Annotated in this window: 18 protein-coding genes; 5 read left to right on the top strand and 13 right to left on the bottom strand. The window is 62.8% G+C overall.

The window, feature by feature from the left end:
- On the top strand, nt 1-197 hold a 197-nt coding region (locus V6M63_RS15615; protein ID WP_332743353.1), incomplete at its 5' end, for a hypothetical protein.
- A 606-nt stretch (nt 198-803) separates the two neighbouring features.
- Here V6M63_RS15615 and V6M63_RS15610 read toward each other — a convergent pair.
- The 8 genes from V6M63_RS15610 to V6M63_RS15575 form a co-directional block, all read right to left on the bottom strand.
- Nucleotides 804-1,781, bottom strand: a complete 978-nt coding sequence (locus tag V6M63_RS15610; RefSeq protein WP_332743366.1) for an NAD(P)H-quinone oxidoreductase — start codon at nt 1,779-1,781, stop codon at nt 804-806.
- Between the two features lie 14 nt (nt 1,782-1,795).
- The gene (locus V6M63_RS15605) at nt 1,796-2,836 is read right to left on the bottom strand and encodes a transketolase family protein (protein WP_332743351.1); all 1,041 of its coding nucleotides are present in this window, start codon (nt 2,834-2,836) and stop codon (nt 1,796-1,798) included.
- A 3-nt stretch (nt 2,837-2,839) separates the two neighbouring features.
- Nucleotides 2,840-3,724 (bottom strand): transketolase, encoded by an 885-nt coding sequence (locus V6M63_RS15600; protein ID WP_332743349.1) that lies wholly within the window; start codon nt 3,722-3,724, stop codon nt 2,840-2,842.
- A gap of 102 nt (nt 3,725-3,826) precedes the next feature.
- Complete coding sequence (locus tag V6M63_RS15595) at nt 3,827-4,543, bottom strand: ABC transporter ATP-binding protein (protein ID WP_332743347.1); 717 nt, start codon at nt 4,541-4,543, stop codon at nt 3,827-3,829.
- The gene (locus V6M63_RS15590) at nt 4,524-5,240 is read right to left on the bottom strand and encodes an ABC transporter ATP-binding protein (RefSeq protein ID WP_332743345.1); all 717 of its coding nucleotides are present in this window, start codon (nt 5,238-5,240) and stop codon (nt 4,524-4,526) included. The genes V6M63_RS15595 and V6M63_RS15590 overlap by 20 nt, the downstream gene beginning before the upstream one ends.
- Nucleotides 5,241-5,266: 26 nt before the next feature.
- Nucleotides 5,267-6,280 carry a branched-chain amino acid ABC transporter permease gene (locus V6M63_RS15585; protein WP_332743344.1) on the bottom strand — a complete coding sequence of 338 codons (1,014 nt, stop codon included), beginning with the start codon at nt 6,278-6,280 and terminating at the stop codon, nt 5,267-5,269.
- A 10-nt stretch (nt 6,281-6,290) separates the two neighbouring features.
- On the bottom strand, nt 6,291-7,178 hold the full coding sequence (locus V6M63_RS15580; RefSeq protein WP_056265452.1) for a branched-chain amino acid ABC transporter permease: 888 nt from the start codon (nt 7,176-7,178) through the stop codon (nt 6,291-6,293).
- A gap of 69 nt (nt 7,179-7,247) precedes the next feature.
- On the bottom strand, nt 7,248-8,471 hold the full coding sequence (locus V6M63_RS15575; RefSeq protein WP_332743364.1) for an ABC transporter substrate-binding protein: 1,224 nt from the start codon (nt 8,469-8,471) through the stop codon (nt 7,248-7,250).
- Between the two features lie 255 nt (nt 8,472-8,726).
- On the opposite strand from V6M63_RS15575, the gene V6M63_RS15570 reads away from it, so the two are divergent.
- The gene (locus tag V6M63_RS15570; protein WP_332743342.1) at nt 8,727-9,839 is read left to right on the top strand and encodes a glycerol dehydrogenase; all 1,113 of its coding nucleotides are present in this window, start codon (nt 8,727-8,729) and stop codon (nt 9,837-9,839) included.
- 6 nt (nt 9,840-9,845) lie between these two features.
- Here V6M63_RS15570 and V6M63_RS15565 read toward each other — a convergent pair whose 3' ends face one another.
- Together V6M63_RS15565 and V6M63_RS15560 are read right to left on the bottom strand one after the other, a co-directional pair.
- Complete coding sequence (locus tag V6M63_RS15565; RefSeq protein WP_332743340.1) at nt 9,846-10,235, bottom strand: acyl-CoA thioesterase; 390 nt, start codon at nt 10,233-10,235, stop codon at nt 9,846-9,848.
- Between the two features lie 40 nt (nt 10,236-10,275).
- On the bottom strand, nt 10,276-11,724 hold the full coding sequence (locus tag V6M63_RS15560) for an NAD-dependent succinate-semialdehyde dehydrogenase (protein ID WP_332743338.1): 1,449 nt from the start codon (nt 11,722-11,724) through the stop codon (nt 10,276-10,278).
- 78 nt (nt 11,725-11,802) lie between these two features.
- Between V6M63_RS15560 and V6M63_RS15555 the strand changes: the two genes are divergently transcribed.
- Both V6M63_RS15555 and V6M63_RS15550 read left to right on the top strand, forming a co-directional pair.
- The gene (locus V6M63_RS15555) at nt 11,803-12,507 is read left to right on the top strand and encodes an SDR family NAD(P)-dependent oxidoreductase (RefSeq protein ID WP_056265436.1); all 705 of its coding nucleotides are present in this window, start codon (nt 11,803-11,805) and stop codon (nt 12,505-12,507) included.
- Nucleotides 12,508-12,526: 19 nt separating this feature from the next.
- Nucleotides 12,527-13,342, top strand: a complete 816-nt coding sequence (locus tag V6M63_RS15550; RefSeq protein ID WP_332743336.1) for a shikimate dehydrogenase family protein — start codon at nt 12,527-12,529, stop codon at nt 13,340-13,342.
- An 11-nt stretch (nt 13,343-13,353) separates the two neighbouring features.
- On the opposite strand, the gene V6M63_RS15545 is transcribed toward V6M63_RS15550, so the two are convergent.
- From V6M63_RS15545 to V6M63_RS15535, 3 genes are all read right to left on the bottom strand, one after another.
- Nucleotides 13,354-14,040 carry a GntR family transcriptional regulator gene (locus V6M63_RS15545; protein WP_056265433.1) on the bottom strand — a complete coding sequence of 229 codons (687 nt, stop codon included), beginning with the start codon at nt 14,038-14,040 and terminating at the stop codon, nt 13,354-13,356.
- Between the two features lie 126 nt (nt 14,041-14,166).
- The gene (locus V6M63_RS15540; RefSeq protein ID WP_332743332.1) at nt 14,167-15,387 is read right to left on the bottom strand and encodes an SMP-30/gluconolactonase/LRE family protein; all 1,221 of its coding nucleotides are present in this window, start codon (nt 15,385-15,387) and stop codon (nt 14,167-14,169) included.
- A 38-nt stretch (nt 15,388-15,425) separates the two neighbouring features.
- Complete coding sequence (locus V6M63_RS15535) at nt 15,426-16,103, bottom strand: type 1 glutamine amidotransferase domain-containing protein (RefSeq protein ID WP_332743330.1); 678 nt, start codon at nt 16,101-16,103, stop codon at nt 15,426-15,428.
- A 110-nt stretch (nt 16,104-16,213) separates the two neighbouring features.
- On the opposite strand from V6M63_RS15535, the gene V6M63_RS15530 reads away from it, so the two are divergent.
- The gene (locus V6M63_RS15530) at nt 16,214-17,143 is read left to right on the top strand and encodes a LysR family transcriptional regulator (RefSeq protein WP_332743328.1); all 930 of its coding nucleotides are present in this window, start codon (nt 16,214-16,216) and stop codon (nt 17,141-17,143) included.
- The last annotated feature ends 118 nt before the right edge of the window (nt 17,144-17,261 follow it).

Below are 17,261 nucleotides of genomic sequence, written 5' to 3'. Positions count from 1 at the left end.
CTTTGAAAGGAGCCAGCAGTCCCGATTCAATGCCCGCGAGCATTACCCACAGCATGCTGACGGAGCACCCCAAATGGTTTGAGAATCAAACCAGCAACCGTCCACCGGACGGGGTCAACTCCATTTCGCCAAAAGTCGATTTTGTTGACCCATCGATCTCTGACCCGAGTGGGGAGACAACACGTTGTTCTCTATGAATGCGTGGTTTGTGCATGCCTGGCCTGGCTGGCGCCGTGCCGGCTCATGGTAGGACCGGCGGTCATTGTCTAGCTGGGCTTGCGGGACCAGCCCGTGACCGCAGTCCACCTCGGACCGGTCGCTCGTGAGACCACGGTTTAGGCGCGTCATTGACTGGTATGCAGCCAACATCGAAAGCCGAACCGCCTCCGGGTTCATGGAGGCCGGTTTGTCAATGTCAGGCAGTGATCGCGGGCCTGATTGTCGAAAGGAACGATAGGTCTTCACGCCGGAAGTCCAGTTGCAAGAACTTTGGCAACGAAATAGGCCGGTCGCACCAACTTTGGCGCGGACCGGGCCAGCCATGTGGCACGAAGTCTTGCAAGCCCTTGATTTCTAGGATGTGCCAGAGCAATTACTTTGGCGCCCTACGTAGTAGGTAGCCCCAAAGCTGAGAAATTGAGCCCCACAAGTTGCGAAACTTGTGGGGCTCTTGCTTTGGTTTGACGCGACTATCCGCTTGAATTATCGGAAAGTACTTGCGGGATACGCAAACTGTCCAAGCAGCCACGGGAGAACCAGAAAGTCTGACCAGCTGCATCGTGCTCGACCTCTGGGCCCCAACTCTAGACCTCCAGCATGATCTTCCCGATGTGCTCGGAAGACTCCATCAGCGCGTGCGCATGCGATGCCTGATCCATCGGGAACACCTTGTGGATCACTGGTGCAATGCGCTTCGCGCTCAGCAATGGCCAGACCTGATCCACCAGTTCCTGGCCGATCAATGTCTTGTCCGCCAGGCTTCTCGGGCGCAAGGTGGACCCGGTGAAAGTGATGCGTTTGACCATCAAGGGCGTCCAGTCCAGCTCGGGCCGGGACGATTCCAGGAAGGAGATCTGCACCAATCGCCCCTCGACGGCCAATGCCCGCAGATTGCGTTCGACATAGGTGCCGCCGACCATGTCAAGCACCACGTTCACGCCGCGTCCCTCCGTCGCCTTCAGCGCTACGTCCACGAAGTCCTGATCCCTGTAGTTGATGGCGATATCGGCGCCCGCTGCCTTGCATGCCGCGGCCTTCTCGGCATTGCCCACCGTGCACAACACGCTTGCGCCAAACGCCTTGGCCAACTGGATGGCGGTCAGACCGATGCCCGACGAACCGCCATGCACGAGAAAGCTCTCCCCACGGCGAAGGCCGCCGCGCTGAAAGACATTGGCCCAAACAGTGAAGAAGTTTTCCGGCAGCGCCGCTGCCTGCAGCATCGAGAGTCCCGCGGGCACCGGCAAGGCCTGACCTTCGGGCACCACCACGTACTCCGCATACGCGCCACCGTTGGTCAGGGCACAGACCTTGTCGCCGACGGACCATCGGGTGGCGCCGACGCCCAACGACACGACCTCGCCCGATACCTCGAGGCCCAGAATCGTCGAGGCGCCAGGTGGCGGCGCGTAGAGCCCTTTGCGTTGCAGCGCTTCCGGGCGGTTGACGCCCGCGTAGGCGACCCGGACCAGGATTTCGCCTTCTGCGGGTATCGGCACCGGACAGGTTCTCGAAACGAGAACCTCGGGGCCGCCGCCCTGACCATGATCGATGAAACGCATCGTGGTGGGAATGCTCATTTGGCACCTCCATCGGCAACGGCGAACAGTGGCGCCGGGCTGGCCATGGACTTCTTGCCCTGCATGGCCTGACGTGCCACGACTTCGATGCCTGGGCCGTCGAGCTTGTAGTGAGCGTACAGGTGGGTGGGGGGTGCAATCAGACTGTATTCATCGTGAATACCGTGGCGCACCAGGCGCACGCCCGCGCCTTCGTCGGCCAGCACCTCGGCCACTGCCGCGCCCAGACCTCCGAGCACGTTGTGCTCTTCCACCGTCATGAGCACCCGCGAGCGCTCCGCGGCCTGCAACACCGCGTTGCGGTCCAGCGGCTTGATGGTGGCCATGTCGACCACGCCCACCGAGAAGCCCGCGCTGCCCAAAGAGGCCGCCGCTTCAAGCGCGCCTTTCACGGTCATGCCGCAAGCGATGATGGTGAGGTCGGTGCCGCGGCTGTGCTCGATGGCCTTGCCGATTTCAAACGGCGCGCCCTTCTCATACACATCGGGTTCACGCCCCCGGCCGATGCGGAAGTAGATCGGTTCGGGCCAGTTGATCGATGCCTTGATGGCGCTGGCCAATTGCGGACCATCGGCCGGCGAGATCACCGTCAACCCCGCGATGGAGCGCATGGTGCCAATGTCTTCGGTCGCATGGTGCGAGGTGCCGTAGAAGCCGAGCGAGATGCCCGTGTGGTGTCCCACCAGACGCACCGGCAATTTGCTGTAGGCCACGTCCATCCGGATTTGCTCGCAACAGAGCAGACCCAAGAAGGACGCGAAGGTCGCAACGAAGGGAATCTGGCCCGTCGTCGCCAGGCCGGCCGCTGCGGTCACCATGTTCTGCTCGGAGATGCCGAACTGCACATAGCGCTCCGGGTAGGCCTGGGCGAACTTGTTCAGCCCGTTGGAGTACTGCAAATCGGCAGAGCCCGCCATCACGGGATGGCCCTGCTCAGCCAGCTCGATCAGCGCGTCCGAGAAGTGGTTCAGGCCCGGAGTGATCTGGTTCAGCGCGCGGTACTGCCAGGAATCGGGGGAAAGCGGTTGGGGGTTCATGGTTCAGATCTCCTTGCTCATGATTTCTTCGACGGCGCGTTTCGCGTCTTCTGGTGCGAGGTAGCCCAGGTGCCAACCGGGTTCTGTCTCCATGTAGGAGACGCCCTTGCCCTTGACCGTTCTGGCGATCACGCACACCGGCTTTTCGCGCTCGGTGTCCGCCTTGACGCGCCGCATGAGGGTCGTGAGGTCGCTCACACTGTGCCCGTCCACCTCGTGCACCTCCCAGCCAAACGCACGCCACTTTTCGGGCAGCGACTCGACACCCATCACGTCGTCCACCTTGCCGTCGAGTTGGTAGCCGTTGCGGTCCACGATGGCGACCAGCTTCGAGAGTTTGTTGTGGGCGGCGAACAGCGCGGCCTCCCAGACCTGGCCTTCCTGCATCTCGCCATCGCCCAGCATCACGAAGACATGGAAGTCGCGCCGGGACATGCGCCCGCCCATGGCCATGCCGCAGCCGCCCGACAGCGCGTGGCCGATCGAACCCGAACTGAAATCGATGCCTGGCACCTTGGTCATGTCGGGATGGTCACCGAGCGCACTGCCCAAGCGGGTGTAGCCGTCCAGGTCCGCCTTGCTGATGAAGCCCCACTCCGCCAGGATGGGGAACTGCCCTACCGCGGCGTGACCCTTGCCCATGAGGAAGCGGTCGCGGTCTGGCCAGGCCGGCTCGCCATGGCGCAGAGCCATGACGTCGTAGTACAGCGAGGCAAAGATCTCGGCGGCGGAGAAGACCGAGGAGTAGTGGCCGACCTTGGCGATCTCGATCAGCCGGATCGTCTCCAGACGAACGAATTGCGCCTTCTCGCGCAGGCGGGCCACCTCCTCGGCGGTGGGTATGAAATCCGTGATGTCCGATCGGCGAACAGGACTGGGCTGCGGCATGGATGTGTTCCTTTCAATGAACGTTTGATGCACCATATATTTTCAAATCAGACGGTATGCGGGGGTGGAACGTGACCCGGCCCGATTGGCCAGGTCCGGGTTTCAAATACCGAGGTAGCTGGCCCTCAACTGCGGGTTGTGCAGCAGTTCGCGACCAGTTCCGCTCATGGCTATGGTTCCGTTCTCGACCACGAAACCGTGATCGGCCATGTTCAGCACCATCTGCACGTTTTGCTCAATGACCAGGACCGCGAGTTCAATGCTGCGGATCTTGCGAATACCTTCGAAAAGTCGATCAACCATGATGGGTGCTAGACCAAGCGAAGGCTCATCAAGCGCGAGCACTCGAGGCAAAGCCATCAGCGCGCGCCCCACGGCGACCATCTGCTGCTGACCACCCGACATGGTGCCGGCCAACTGATGGCGTCGCTCGTCCAGGATGGGGAACAGGGCAAAGATCTCATCCATCGTCTTGGGTCGGCGTGAGCGCGCTCTTGGGGTGGAGGCACCGACCATCAGGTTCTCCATGACCGTCATTTCCGGGAAGAGTTGCTTGCCCTCGGGCGACTGCACGAAGCCCTGATCCACGATCCGGTGCGGTGCCAGGCCGGTGAGCGAGCACCCTTCCAGAGTGGCCGAACCCTTGGTGGTTTTCACCAGGCCGGAGACCGCTCTGAGGAAGGTGGTCTTGCCTGCGCCATTGGCGCCGATCAGGGCAGTGATGGTGCCGGGCTGAAGGTCGAGGTTGATGCCCCTGAGCACCTGTTGCTCCCCATAGCCGGCCCACAAATCTCTCACACTAAACATCGGTGCCGACATAGCCTTCTCCAAAGTACGCGGTCAGAACTCGCGGATCCTTGACCACAGTCTGCGGTTCACCATTGGCGATCAGACATCCTTGATCCATCACGATCACACGGTCGGACAGACCCATGATCACCTTCATCACGTGCTCCACGATCAGGACCGTGATGCCGCGGTCGCGCACCCTGCGCACCAGCGCCACCATCTCGGCCGCCTCGCTGGGCGTGGCCCCTGCCACCACCTCGTCCATGAGCAACAGCCTTGGCTGTGTCGCCAGTGCTCGACCCAGTTCGATCTTTCGCTTGTCGAACGCTGTGAGGTCGTTCGCGTCCGCGGTGCAGCGGTCGCTCATGTTCAGGAAGTCGAGCAACTCCATCGCCAGGTCGCGCGACTTGGTGGTGGATTTCAGCCGCGCGAACGCCCCGACCATCACGTTCTCCACCGCGGACAAACCTCCAAAGGGCCGCGAGAGTTGAAAGGTGCGTGCGATGCCCGCACGGCAAATGTCGCTGGGCGCCATGCCGAGCACGTCCGCCCCCTCGAACAGGATGCGGCCTTGGTCGGCGCGATGAAAGCCGGCGATCAGGTTGAAGGCCGTGGTCTTGCCGGCGCCGTTGGGCCCGAGCAGCCCGAGGATTTCCCCTTGCTGGAGATCGAACGAGACTTCGTTGACAGCCTTGAGTCCGCCGAAGCGCTTTGACAGTCCCTGCACTCGGAGCAGAGGATTCTTGGAGTCGCTCATTTCTTCGCCCCTCCCTGCGCAATGCGTTTGCGCAGCCACCGATCGATGGGCGCGATGATGCCCTTGGGAAAATACAGTACCGCGATGATCAGGATCACGCCGTAGATGACCAGGTGCAGACCGAGAAAGGTGCCACCAAGGTATGTGCGGGAGAACTCAGCGATGGGGTGCAACACCAGGGCGCCCAACATGGGGCCCAGCACCGTCCCCTGCCCACCCACGATCGCCATCAGGGCCACATCGAGCGAGAACTCGATACTCATGTTGCGTTCGGGATTGATGTAGCGGAAGAACTGCGCATAGAAAGCCCCACCGAGACCGGTCATGAACGCACTTGCCGCGAGGGCGATCAGCGAACAGCGAGTGGGGTTGACGCCCAGTGCCTCGGCACCGTTCTGATCACCCCGGATGGCCTTGAGGTAGTAGCCCAGGCGCGATCGCTCCAGAGCGATCGTGGCCAGCAGCACCAGCACCAACATCACCAGGGCAATGTAGTAGTAAGGCATCTTTCCTTCGAACTGGTAGGCCAGGCCGCCCAACTCGCTCGGTGGCACCACGAGCCCTTGCGCACCCTTGAGCGGGATACCCAGGAAGTCGTCGGTGTTCTCGAACCAGATCCGCACGATCTCGGCAAAGGCGATGGTGGTCAGCGTGAAGTACGGTCCTTTGAGCTTGAACGTCGGGTAGCCGATGGCCAGCGACAAGAGCGCCGCGAAGCCACCGCCTGCCAGCATGCCCAGCCAGGGCGAGATGCCGAACATCGTGAACAGCAACACCGTCACATAGCCCGCCATGCCCGAGAAGACAGCATGGCCCAGCGACAGTTGGCCTACGTATCCGCACACAAAGTTCCATGCTGTGGCCATGTACGCGAAGTACAGGATCATGGTCAGCGAGTGCATCGTGTACGAGTCGCTGACGAAGATCGGCAGCAGGGCCGCGATCGCGATCATCGGCACGCCGAGGATCAACGTGGAAGGAGAGCTTGAGAACGAGTTCATTCTTGACATGGCGACGCCCTCATGCCTTGCGGCCCAGCAGGCCGTTGGGGCGGACCAGCAGGACAACGATGAAGATGAGGAAAGAGAACATGGCCGCCGAGGTGGCTGTGACGAACTGCGAAATCAGCGATTCGAAGACGCCCAGCAGCAGTCCACCCACGATTGACCCTGGAATCGATCCGATGCCACCGAGCACCACCACCAGAAATGACTTGACGCCGAACATCAGACCCACAGTCGGAGTGATCGAGAGAAAGGGCACCAGCAGCGCACCGAAGAGGCCGAGGATGGCCGCGCCCAGTCCGAATGTCTGGTTGTAGACCCGATAGACGTTCACGCCACTCATGGCTGCGGCATCACGGTTCTGAGCCGTTGCGCGGATCGAGCGCCCCACGTCGGTGTGTTTCAGTCCCCACCACAAGCCCCATGCCACGGCAATGGCGGCAACGAAACCAACGAAGCGGGGAATGCTGATGGGGAGCCCCGCAACTTCAAACGTGCCGCCAGCGAAGTCCACGCTCACCGATCGAACATCCGGCCCATATCCCATCAGGACGAGGTTGTCCATGACGAGGTAGACGCCAGTGGTCAGCAACAGCGCACCCAGCGGCTCGACCACGAGGGTTGACTCCCGCTTGAAGAGCGGAGAAATGATGACGCTCTGTGTGAAGTAGCCAATACCGAACAGCAGCGGCATGGTCACCACCGCTGCGACGTAGGGATGCAATCCGAAGACGGACCACAGCGTGTAGGTCGCATACATGGCCAACATGAGGAAGGAGCCGTGCGCGAAGTTGATGACGCGCAGGACACCGAAGATCAGACTCAGGCCAAGGGCAATGCCGCCATAGATGGCACCTTGCAGCAGCCCGTTGATGAGCGCGTAGAAGAAGATGAGGGGATCCATACCGGTTTCCGTGATGAGGGTGCCCGCCGCATGTGGCGAAGGGCACCCGGGTTGACGCCGCGGACAGGATCAGCGCTTGGACCACTCAGGCAGGGGCCAGACTGGCTTGGTTCCTGCCAGGCGGTTGGCGGCAGGCCACACCGTGCGACGCTCTCCGCCAATGTTCTGCGTGATGACTCCGTGGGCATGCGGGTTTTGGCCCTTCTCGTCAAAGATGATCCGGCTGTAGCCGGTGATCAATGCAGGTCCGCTCTTGATGTCCGTCTTGGCCAATGCATCGCGGATCTTTTCCCGATCGGCAGATCCGGCACGCTCCAGCACGTCGCGCAGGATGTAGGCGTTGGAGACTCCTTGCGCCCCATAGGCATTGAGCCCATAGCCCATCCGCGCCAGAAACTTCTTGTCGGCGTCCAATGCGTTCGGATCCTTGATCGCCTGCATGATGTCCACCTGGAAATCGTCCTGCACGAACATCAAGTCGTACGCCTTGGGGCTGACCGATTTGTAGAACGATGGGTCTTCCGAACCTCCACCGACGGAATGGATTCCGTAAGGAACGTTGAGGCGGTTTTCAGCGAACTGGCGCGTGAACAGAATGTGGTCGGGCGTGTAGGCCACGACGATCAAGGCATCGGGTTTGCTCGCGCGAATCTTCAACAGTTGTGCGGAGAAGTCCGACTGGTTTGGCGGGTACGACTCGTCGAGTGAAATCTTGTAGCCACGCTCCAATGCCATCTTCTTGATGTTGGCGGTGTGCGAACGCCCCCAGTCCGTGCCTTCGTAGAACAGCCCGATCGTTTGTGGCTTGTTGCCGGTTTCCTTTGCCAACAGATCGATCGCGTCCATCTGTTCGCGAGCATCAAATGTGGCCTTGTTGTTCGGGCGGAAGATGTAGCGAAATCCCCGCTCTGTGATCTCGTCCTTGACCGATCCGGTCACCAGCCATGGCGTCTTGTACCGCTCCGCAACTTCCGTGGCCGGGAACGTGACGGCGCTGTTGTACGCCCCCACCATGACCGACACCTGCTCCCGCGTGATCAGGCGTTCTGTCTCGGCGACCCCCACGTCAGGCTTGGACTGGCTGTCCGCAAACACCGCGACCAGCTTGGCCCCGCCCATGGACTTGATTCCGCCCGCGGCATTGATCTGCTCGATCGCAATCTCCGCGCCGACCTTGGTCTGGTTGCCGATCGTCGCCGTGCCACCCGACAGGGGCAGCACGAAACCGATCTTGATGTCATTCGACTGCGCAAACGCCGGCGTGCTCAGCGCAAGCAGGCAGGCCGCGCCCACGCGAAGCAACGCGTGGCGTCGACTGGTAGGGATTGCTTTCATGGTGTTGTCTCCAGATTGAGGAATGGGTAAGCCAGCTGTCCAACGCGCCGGCTGCGCATCGGTGATGGCGGTGCAAGCCGTCTCATGACACCTTGATTCCGCCTCCGATTGGACGCATGATATATGATGCACCGTGCATCATGCTTCGGGTTTTCCCGGATAAAGACGATCACATTGCTGGCCCAAGACCTCAGATTCATCACTGGAGACAACATGTCCAACACTTCCGAGACCTCACCTCTATTGCGTGTTTTCGGCGCCCCACTTCGCTACCTGCAGGGCCCTGGCGCCATCCATCAGCTGGGTGCTCAAGTCGCCTCGCTCGCCCCCTCAGCTGCGCTGATTTCCGACCGTTTTGTGCTCGACTTGGTAGGTGATCGCGTTGCGGCCTCATGCAAAGCTGCGGGCGTGCGACTGAGCACCTGTGAGTTCTCCGGAGACATCACGCCCGCTGAGGTGCAGCGCCTGGTGGGGCAACTCGCACAGGACAAGCCCGGTGTCGTGATCGCGGCCGGTGGCGGCAAGGGCATCGATGTGGGCAAGGCTGTCGCCAAAGTCTTGGGCGCCCATGTCGTTACTGTTCCCACGGTGGCCTCCAACGACGCGCCCACCAGCAAGATCTTTGTGCTTTATGACGAACAGCACCGCTTGCTGTCGGTGGAGCACATGACTCACAACCCCGCTGCTGTGGTCGTTGACACCGACCTGATCGCCGCCGCGCCGGTCAAGCTGCTGCTCGCGGGGATCGGCGATGCGCTGTCCAAGAAATTCGAGGTCGAGCGTTGCGCCGCGGCAGGTGGTTTGAACATTTATGGCGGGCTGGGTACGCAGGCTGCGCTGGCGCTGGCCGATCTGAGCTACCGCAGCGTGCGCGAACACGCCGAGTCGGCGATTCAAGCCGTTCAACGAGGCACGCCCGATGTCCATCTGGAGTCGCTGGTGGAGGCCACCGTGCTGTTGAGCGGGCTGTGCTTCGAGAACGGTGGTCTGTCGGTGTCTCATGCCATGACGCGCGGCTTGTCCGCGATCGCGGGCACCGCGACTTCCTTGCATGGCCTTCAGGTGGCCTATGGCCTGCTGGTGCAACTCACGCTGGAAGAGCGCGAGCCGACGTTCATGGCCGAACTGCGGGGTTTCTATTCGCGCATCGGCCTGCCCCAGGACCTGGGTGAACTTGGTCTGGCGCGTACCGCCACCGACGAGGAGATCGAGACGATTTCGCGGCTCACGATGACAGCGCCACACGTGCGCAATTTCCCCACGGCACTGAGCGCCGAGCGCATCGCATTGGCCATCCGCTCGGTAGAAGCCGAACGCACGCGCTGAGCTCTGTCAGGCAGGGAGCGGCTCCGCCTTGAGCCGCTCCCGTTCCTCAACCGTCCATGGCGATGACGCACCGCTCTCGTCACTGCACATCACCGTGGTGACGCGCGCGCAGAAGTGCTCCACCACGCCGAACGCGATGCTGAACTGCGCCTCCAGGCTGGCCTTGCCCACACGGATCACCCGCAGATGGACCACGGGGTTGGTGGCGCGGTCCAGCGGCTTTTTGAAATCACAAGCCATGGCCACGACGACCTGCGAACGAACACCCGTGCCGGGCACCGGCAGGCCGATGGCCACGGCATGTTCGTTGCGCGCGTCCTCGCACCACCGCAAGTAGGCAAGGTGGTGCACGTGCCCCAGGGCATCAAGGTCCGACCAGCGGATGAACACTGGCATGCGCCAGTGCCAGCACGCTTCTTCGGTGGCGTCGACGCGCTCAGTCGAGACCGACGCAGACATACTTCAGCTCGGAGTAGTCGTCCATGCCGTATTGCGACCCTTCGCGGCCCAAGCCCGACTGTTTCACGCCACCAAAAGGGGCTTCGGCGGTGGAGATCAGACCCGTGTTGACACCGACCATGCCGTACTCCAGGCTCTCCGACACGCGCCAACTGCGCGACAGGTCACGCGTGTACACGTAGGACGCCAGCCCGTACTCGGTGTCGTTGGCCATCTGTATCACCTCGTCCTCGCTGTCGAAGGCGATCAGCGCCGCCAACGGCCCGAAGGTTTCTTCGCGCGTGACCAGCATCTGCTGCGTCACGCCGACCATGACCGTGGGTTCGAAGAAGTTGCCCTCGCGGCGGCGCCCACCCGTCACCAACTCGGCGCCTTGGGCCAGCGCATCCTCGATGTGTTCCTCCATCTTGAGAAGCGCCTTGCCATCGATCATGGGACCGACCACAACTTCAGGGTCCAGACCATTGCCCATCTTCATCGCTCGCACGCTGTGTGCAAGCTTGTGGGCGAACTCATCGTACACCGCACGCTGCACATAGATGCGGTTGGCGCACACACAGGTTTGTCCGTTGTTGCGGAACTTGGCGATCATCGCGCCCTTCACGGCGGCATCCACATCCGCGTCTTCGAACACGATGAAGGGCGCATTGCCGCCCAGCTCCAGCGAGACCTTCTTGATGTGTTCGGCACATTGGCGCATGAGCACGCGCCCGATCTCGGTCGAACCCGTGAAACTGAGTTTGCGCACCACCGGGTTGCCGGTGAGCTCCTTCGCGATCGCAGCCGCATCCCCAGTCACGACGTTGATGACACCGCGCGGTATGCCCGCGCGCTCGGCGAGCACAGCGATGGCCAGGGCCGAGAACGGGGTCTGGGTGGCAGGCTTGACGACCATGGTGCAGCCGGCGGCCAGCGCGGGGGCGAGCTTGCGCGTGAGCATCGCGTTGGGGAAATTCCAGGGCGTGATCGCCGCGCACACGCCAATGGGCTGGCGCAGCACCACGATGCGCTTGTCGGACTGCGGCGCCGGGATCACGTCCCCGTTGTTGCGGCGCCCCTGCTCGGCAAACCACTCGATGAAGCTGGCGCCATACGCAGTTTCGCCACGCGCCTCGGACAGCGGCTTGCCTTGCTCGATCGTCATGATGCGCGCCAGGTCGTCCTGGGCTTCCATCATCAATTCGTACCAACGACGCAGCAACGCGGCGCGCTCCTTGGCGCTGCGTGCGGCCCACGCCGGGAAGGCCCGGGCGGCGGCCTGGATCGCCATGCGCGTTTCCGCCTCGCCCATGTTGGGCACCGTGCCCACGCGCTCGCCGGTGGCGGGGTTCTCAACCTCCCGCACCCTCTGACTCAACGCATCCTGCCAGATGCCATCGATCAGACACCGTTGAGCAAAGAGCCCTGAATCCTTCAGATTTTTCATGGTTGTCTCCAAAAATGGGTTGTTGAATTTTAGATGCATGATATATCATGCGTCCTCTATCAACAAGGAGACACTCTCATGACTCAACGGCAAAAGGTGGCGGTGGTGACAGGCGGGGGCACGGGTATCGGGCTGGCCTGCGCTCAGGAGCTGCAAGCCAAAGGCTGGCGCGTGGTCTGCGCCGGTCTGGACACCGAGCCCACCCTGCCCGGCAACATCGAATTCACCCGCCTGGACGTGACCGACGCCGCCTCGATTGCGGCCCTGTTTGACAAGCTCCCTCACGTTGATGGGCTGGTCAATGGGGCCGGCATCATCCTGCACGACCAGAAGGAGCTCACGCCCGATGGCTTCGGCAAGGTGGTGGAGATCAACCTCAACGCAGTCAATCGCATGACGCTGGCGGCCCTGCCCGGACTCAGGGCAGCCCGGGGTGCAGTGGTGAACGTTGCGTCCATGTGGAGCCAGTTCGGTTCGGCCCGCAACCCGGCGTACTCGGCCAGCAAAGGCGGCGTGACCTCCCTCACCCGCTCCCATGCGGTGGCCTTCGCCGCGGACGGCATCCGGGTCAACGCCATTGCACCGGGCTGGATCGACACCCGCTTGGCCTCCGGTGCGATTCACAATCCGGAGCGCAGCGCGGCGATCCTGGGCCGCATTCCGTTGGGGCGCTGGGGGCAGCCGGCGGACGTGGCCCGCGTGGTGGGCTTCCTGCTGTCGGCCGAGGCCGCTTACGTCACCGGCATCGTCATGCCCGTGGATGGCGGATTCGGCATCGCCTGACCCCGCATCGGAGCCGATCTTGAACCTCCCACCGACGCCCACCATCAATGGCCGAACCGCCGTGGTGCCCTTGCTGGCCTACCCGAGCAAGCACGTGCGCACGCCCGGATTTTTCAACCAGTACTGCAGCGAGCACGGCATCAACGCCGTGATGGTGCCCTGGAAAGTGTCGCCCTCCGGTCTGCCCGCGGCCATCGAAGCCATCCGGCAGATCGAGAACATCCCGGGCTTCGTCATCACCATTCCGCACAAGCAGGAAGTTTGTCGGCACTGCGACACGCTGGAAGGGCTGGCGGAGGTGATGGGTGTCTGCAACGCGGTGCGCAAGAACGCGGACGGCACGCTGGCGGGCCGCATGTACGACGGCCGGGGCTTTGTGCAAGGCCTTCAGGACCGGGGCATCGCTCTGGCCGGGAAGTCCGTCCTGCTCGCGGGCGCGGGTGGCGTGGCCACCGCCATCGCTTTCGAACTGGCCGGGTCGCAAGTGCGCCGCATCGGCATCCAGAACCGGTCTCTGGACAAGGGGCGTGAACTGGCCGAGCAACTCTCGCGCCATTTCCCGGGTCTGGACATCGAGCTGAATCCGCAGCACGCGGAGGCCTATGACATCGCCGTCAACGGCACCTCACTGGGTCTGCACCCCGACGACCCGCTGCCCTTCGACCCGTCGAAACTGCGTCAGGACACGGTCGTGGCCGAGGTCGTGATGCAGCCCGACATCACACCCTTGTTGCAGAGAGCGTCCGAGAATGGGCAGCGCATCCATAAGGGCGTGCACATGGTCACGACGCAAATCAAACTGCTGGTGGGTTTCACGACTGGCCACACCGGCTGAGTGTCGCGAACCTAGGCGTAGATCTCTTCGACCGAGCGCCCGTTCATCCACTCCGTCAACACCCGCTCACCCCATCGGATGTCTTCCTGGATGGCCTTGGACGCCATCTCCGGATCGCCCGCCTTCAGGCCTTCCAGCACCTTGTAGTGCGGGTGGTTGCTGTTGAAGATGTTGCGCTTGGGCACCTTGGCGTGAAAGGTGTTGAGCAGTGGACCCATGCGCACCCACATGGTTTCGACAACGGCCGACAGGCTGGGCAGCCGGGCTGCGGCCATCAACTCGAAATGGAAGTCCCGGTTGCGCCTGGCGGCGTCCTTCGGGTTGGTGGCCGAGGCCTTGATGAACTGCTCCTGGATCTTCTCCAGGTGCTCGATCTCCTTGCGGGTGATCTGCCGCGCGGCCTGCGCTGCCGCGGCACCTTCGAGCAGGCCTCTCATGAGCTGGATCTCGCGCACAGTCTCCAGGTCCAGTTCGGGAACCGCGATGGAGGTGGCCGCAGTCACATCCAGTGCCTGTTCGCTGGCCAGCCGGAAGATGGCTTCCCGCACCGGGGTGATGCTGGTGCCCAGCGCTTCGGAGAGTTCGGCGATCCGCAGCCTGGAGCCCGGCGCGTACTGCCCGTTCATCAACGCATTGCGAATCTCAACGTACACACGCTGGGAAAGGTTCTGCTTTTCCACTCGGCCCAGTTCAGCCATCTCCGCACCTTACTTTTTACATCATATATCCTGTTTGGAATGTAGCAGAAAAGGGCAAATTGCCCGATGCGAAAAGCGCAAAGCTGTCTCCTGCGGCACACCGCAGGAGACAGCCCCCTAGCGGGATCAGCGGCGCGCCGACTTCTGGACACCCGTTCGAAGCCGCCACAGCTCATACCGCTCCTCGCCGGCCTTGACCTGACCTGCGAAGTGCTGATTGAGTGCGCTGGCGGTGAAGACCAGATCCCCACCAGGATGGAAGGCCGGCGTATCAGGCCAACGCACCGAGTCGTTCGCTGCGATCAAGGCCATGCCCTGCGTTTTGGGGTCGTAGCGCACGATGCCACCCTGGGTTACATCCGTGATGTAGAGGTGGCCCGCCGTGTCGGTGACGATGCCGTCGGTATTGCCACCGACAGCGCCCAGGCTTTTGACGGCCCGCGCGATCTCCGCGTCGCCCGCGCCCGCCCGACGCAGCATGGCGGTCGGGACCGACCAGGCTTGCGTGGCGGTGGTGACCGTCCAGTACAGGGTCTTCCCATCGGGTGAAAGGGCGATGCCATTGACGCCGATCAGCAGGGGGTTGCCCGGCCAGACCTCGCTGCCGCCGGACACGACTTTGACGCCGGGCTCGATCTGCAGGCTGGCATGTCCATCCAGCACACGCCGGGCGGTGCCGACGGCGAAGTCCACCACGATCAGGCCGACCTTGTTGCGCGGTGCGCTGCGAAAGCCACTGTCGGACACATAGGCCACGCGCCTGCGCTCGTCGACCGCGATGTCGTTGAGGAAGCTGCCCGCACGATCGGCCACGCCGTCCAGTGCAATGGACTTGACGAGCTTGCCCGAGACGAGGTCGAGCACCATCACCTTCTGGGCGCCGGCCGGGGACTCGGCCTCACCTGCCACGAATCCCATGTCCAGAGCCCAGAGCCAGCCATTGCGGCGGTCCACATGGAAGCCAAGCACATTGCGCAGCGCCAGATGGGGAGGGGCCGCCACGTCGTTGGCCTGCGTGGACGGAAATGCTGTCAGCCTCGCCGGTCCGCCCTCTGCCGTGGTGTCGAGCCTGCTGAGTGTGGCTGGAGCGGCGGACGAAAGCAGGCGCGGCGTGCTGACGTAGGCACCGCCCTGGGCATCGAAGTGCAAGCCCGCGATGGGCGCGTTGACCGACTGCGCAAACGGCGCAGCGACTTGCCCGGCAGCGGGCAGCTCCCAGCTCACGCCCTGGTAGCTGCGCCACCGCTCAAGGGGCAACGGGTCGGCAGCGAGAGAGTTCGTCGGAAAGGCGATCAGCGCCGCCAGTGCAAGCGCCGCGGCGGGCATCAGGTTGTGAAGTGGTTTCATGGGAATGGAATTGAGGTGTCGGGACGTCTCTGCAGGCTTCACAGCTGCGCGAGCAAGGCTTCGGCCGTGGCTTCCGAAGAGGCCGGGTTCTGCCCGGTGATCAGCCGTCCGGCCACCACCACATGGCTCTGCCAATCCGCGGTTCGGCTGTAGTCGCCGCCATGGCCTGTCAGCATGTCTTCCAGCGAGAAAGGCACCACGTCGGTGAGCTGTGCCGCCGCTTCCTCACTGTTGCTGAAGCCGGTGACTTTTCGGCCGCGCACGGCGGGTTGTCCGTCGGGGGCCTTCACGTGCCGCAACACGGCGGGCGCATGGCACACGGCCGCCACCGGCTTGTCCTGCCCCAGGAAGCTTTCAATCAATGCGATGGAACGGGCGTCTTCCGCCAAGTCCCACAAAGGCCCATGGCCGCCGGGGTAGAACACGGCGTCGAAGTCCTGCGCACGCACCTGACCCAGAGGCAGGGTGCTGGACAAGGCGGCCTGGGCCTGTGCGTCTGCGTTGAATCGGCGCGTTGCGTCGGTCTGCGCATCGGGTGCATGGCTTTTGGGGTCCATCGGTGGCTGGCCTCCCAACGGGGAAACCAGCGTGACCTGCGCGCCGGCGTCTTTGAACAGGTAGTAGGGCGCGGCGAACTCCTCCAGCCAGAAGCCGGTTTTGTGACCGGTGTTGCCCAACTGGTCATGGGACGTCAGCACCATCAAGATCTTCTTCATCACTCATCCTTTCGAGGCCCGATGGCCATGGTTGAAAACGGTTGAGCACGATGATCGGGACTCTCCTATGATTCGAAAAGTCGAAAGATTCGATACGTGAGATTCAATAAATGAATATCGACAACAAGGACCTCAACCTGCTGCGGGTCTTCCATGTCGTCTATCAAGAGCGCAACGCGTCGCGCGCGGCCGAACGCCTTGCGCTGAGTCAGCCCGCCCTGAGCCACAAGCTGGCCAAGCTGCGCCATGAGATGGGCGACCCGCTATTCGTCCGTGCACCGCGCGGCCTGACGCCGACACCGCGAGCACATGAACTCGCGCCGCAGGTGCAGGCGTTGGTGGGCGACATTGAGGCCTTCTATCACCGCAGCGAAGGCAGCGATTTCCTCGCGCGCCATGAGCGCTTGCACATTTTCACCACCGACTATCTCGAGCAGTCCCTGCTGCCGGGGCTCCTGCCAAGGCTGCGCGCGCAGGCGCCTGGGGTGACCTTGATCACGCACAACACGCGCGGGCAATTGCCGCGCGAGGAGCTGGAAAAAGGCAGCTGTGATCTCGCCATTGCGGGTTTCTTCGACGAACTGCCCGACACGCTGCGCCAGCAACGCCTGTTCAGCGAGGACTTTGTGGTGCTGGCCTCCCGCCACAACCCCCGGTTGAATGGAAAGTTGGGCTTGAACGAGTTTCTGGAGTGCGAGCATCTTCTGACCACGCTCACGGGAGATCTCCATGGGCGGGTCGACCGAGCACTGGAGGCGCGGGGCCTGCGTCGGCGCGTCGCTGCGGGTCTCTCCAGCTTCCTGGCCCCGACACGCTTGATCCGGGACACGGCCTTTCTCTTGACCTGCCTGCGCTCCGTGGCGGAAGAAGCGGCACAACGCGACCCCGACCTCCAGATCCATCCGCTGCCCATCGACCTGCCTTGGGTTGAGGTGAAGCAAATCTGGCACGAACGCACTGACGCAGACCCGCTGCGTCGCTGGGTTCGACAGCAAATTCAGAAGGTGGCCTCACGAAGCAAGCCAACAATCCCGACTTAATCGTCGCGTTGGAAGGCAAGGCTTCACGCAGGAAGTCCAGTCGCAAGAACTTTGGCAACAAAGTTGGCCAGTCGCACCAACTCTGGCCCGGACCGGGCCGGCCCTATGGCACGAGGTG

Origin of the sequence: Hydrogenophaga sp., assembly GCF_036675665.1 — a bacterium.
Classification (GTDB): domain Bacteria; phylum Pseudomonadota; class Gammaproteobacteria; order Burkholderiales; family Burkholderiaceae_C; genus Hydrogenophaga.
The sequence above is the reverse complement of the archived record's forward strand: the minus strand, read 5'-3'. Positions and strand labels throughout refer to the sequence as shown.

Coding starts and splice junctions, on each gene's coding strand:
- V6M63_RS15600 (WP_332743349.1), bottom strand. CDS start 3,724: ATGCCGCAGCCCAGTCCTGTTCGCCGATCGGACATCACGGATTTCATA.
- V6M63_RS15565 (WP_332743340.1), bottom strand. CDS start 10,235: ATGCCAGTGTTCATCCGCTGGTCGGACCTTGATGCCCTGGGGCACGTG.
- V6M63_RS15585 (WP_332743344.1), bottom strand. CDS start 6,280: ATGTCAAGAATGAACTCGTTCTCAAGCTCTCCTTCCACGTTGATCCTC.
- V6M63_RS15555 (WP_056265436.1), top strand. CDS start 11,803: ATGACTCAACGGCAAAAGGTGGCGGTGGTGACAGGCGGGGGCACGGGT.
- V6M63_RS15610 (WP_332743366.1), bottom strand. CDS start 1,781: ATGCGTTTCATCGATCATGGTCAGGGCGGCGGCCCCGAGGTTCTCGTT.
- V6M63_RS15605 (WP_332743351.1), bottom strand. CDS start 2,836: ATGAACCCCCAACCGCTTTCCCCCGATTCCTGGCAGTACCGCGCGCTG.
- V6M63_RS15595 (WP_332743347.1), bottom strand. CDS start 4,543: ATGTCGGCACCGATGTTTAGTGTGAGAGATTTGTGGGCCGGCTATGGG.
- V6M63_RS15560 (WP_332743338.1), bottom strand. CDS start 11,724: ATGAAAAATCTGAAGGATTCAGGGCTCTTTGCTCAACGGTGTCTGATC.
- V6M63_RS15545 (WP_056265433.1), bottom strand. CDS start 14,040: ATGGCTGAACTGGGCCGAGTGGAAAAGCAGAACCTTTCCCAGCGTGTG.
- V6M63_RS15535 (WP_332743330.1), bottom strand. CDS start 16,103: ATGAAGAAGATCTTGATGGTGCTGACGTCCCATGACCAGTTGGGCAAC.
- V6M63_RS15540 (WP_332743332.1), bottom strand. CDS start 15,387: ATGAAACCACTTCACAACCTGATGCCCGCCGCGGCGCTTGCACTGGCG.
- V6M63_RS15530 (WP_332743328.1), top strand. CDS start 16,214: ATGAATATCGACAACAAGGACCTCAACCTGCTGCGGGTCTTCCATGTC.
- V6M63_RS15580 (WP_056265452.1), bottom strand. CDS start 7,178: ATGGATCCCCTCATCTTCTTCTACGCGCTCATCAACGGGCTGCTGCAA.
- V6M63_RS15570 (WP_332743342.1), top strand. CDS start 8,727: ATGTCCAACACTTCCGAGACCTCACCTCTATTGCGTGTTTTCGGCGCC.